General features: G+C 28.2%; 3 protein-coding genes. All 3 read left to right on the forward strand.

The genetic code is table 11. The annotated features are described in order from the left end of the window. Positions 1 to 777 (forward strand): reprolysin-like metallopeptidase (locus tag HMPREF9075_RS03330; RefSeq protein ID WP_009415085.1); only part of this gene is annotated, 777 nt, incomplete at its 5' end. Between the two features lie 76 nt (positions 778 to 853). Further along, positions 854 to 1,402, forward strand: coding sequence for a hypothetical protein (locus tag HMPREF9075_RS03335; protein WP_009415086.1), 549 nt, complete (start codon positions 854 to 856; stop codon positions 1,400 to 1,402). Between the two features lie 84 nt (positions 1,403 to 1,486). Then, the coding region (locus tag HMPREF9075_RS03340) for a hypothetical protein (protein WP_009415087.1) at positions 1,487 to 1,751 on the forward strand (265 nt) is incomplete at its 3' end.

A 1,751-nucleotide genomic window follows, 5' to 3' on the forward strand; every position in this document is an offset into this window, starting at 1 on the left:
AGCAAGGATATGACAGAAATGAAGGGTAATGCCACTTTTTCTGTGTTTATCACCGCTGAATTGTTTAATATAGAACTTGAGAAATATCTAAATACATATGTTTTAAATCAATTTCTCACACAGTGTGAGGTGAAATCTTATGAATATTTTGATTTAAGAAAACATCGTAATCAGGAAGGACAAACGCTTATAGAAAAATACCAACTTAATAAAGAACCTTATGTAAAGGAATTAAAGGCATCTGATAATAAGAACTACAAGTTTAGAGTTGCTGGAAATGAAATTAGAGATATTAGAATTTTCCGAGACGATTTATTATCATTATATGAAACTTATGGGAATACAAGACTACCAATACGAGGAGCTAATAACATAAATAAATTCTTATTTTTCATAGATATTTTTGTACAGCACACAGAAGGTAAAGAGCGTTTTTATCTTGAAAATGATATTCCTAAAATAGATGCGATAGATGTGGATTCTTTTGCATATTTAATAACAGAAGAACCTATGGGAAATGCTATAATTACATTTACAAAAGAAAAACTAGAGTCTTCAACAATTGCACACGAATTAGGTCACAATATGGGATTATCTCATTTATTTTCTAAAGAATCAGAATTTTATTTTTACAAAGGTTATACAGATAATATTATGGACTATGAAAATAGAGATCGTTTTGAAGTTACAGGAAATACAGACAAAAATAAGCACAAAAGAAAGTCATTTTTTAAATCGCAATGGGATATTATTAGGGAGCAAATGGAGGCACTCTAATAAACTAATTATTATATTTCTGAGCTTGTTTTTATCTCCAATAATATTGTTTTCTCAATCGAAATATAACATTGTTGTGCAAGGAGAAAAAACTTATTATTATGTTGCAGAAACACCATTTAAAGATTTTATCAATGCGTTTAGTAGAGAGAATTTTACGGAAGCAATTAATATCAAGGATAATAGAAAGGATTTAATCGATAAAAATCTAATAACAATAGATACACTGACGAATATACATCATTCGATACTGAATCATATTCCTTTTAGAGAAGGGTGCGATACAATATTTGTACTTTTCGGAAGGGAAAAAGATTTTTATTATTCCAAATATACTTTTGATAATCCAAATACAAGAATTAAAAGAAAAGATTTTTTTATACAAATAAATTTTTATTTAAAAAAAGAAAATGGATTAATACATAAGGTAAAAGTTTGTCTCCCTGAGAATTGTAAACAAATAAAAAAATACAAACCTTTAAATTCTAAAAAAATCTTAAGATTACAAATAATTTTGAGTAAAAATAATGTATTGGATAATAGTTCAGAAGTTAAAAGATATTATAATATAAAATATAAGGAAAAGCTGAATAGAGAGTATCCTATCATATGGGAAATAAAATAAGAACAAATTATACTTTCTTTTACTTCTTCACCCAGAGTCTCAACCGAAGATGAAAGTATCTTACTTACTGATAAGAATGGCAATGTGATTAAGTTAGATACTCAAGGAAAAAACATTGAGATTTCTGCTCCTGAGACGATTAATATTACGTCTAAGAACATCAACTTAAAGGCAAGTGATAGCATTGATTTAGATGCTAATGTAAATATCACTGAAACGGCTGGAAAGGCTAAGAGAAGTGATATTGGTGGAGATATGTTTGTGTATGTAAATGGTGCTTTAACTGAGGTGATTGAAGGGGATTTGCACAGTGAGACAAAAAAAGGGAAAACTATGCTAAATAGTGAGG

This window comes from Capnocytophaga sp. oral taxon 332 str. F0381 (genome assembly GCF_000318275.2).
Taxonomy (GTDB): domain Bacteria; phylum Bacteroidota; class Bacteroidia; order Flavobacteriales; family Flavobacteriaceae; genus Capnocytophaga; species Capnocytophaga bilenii.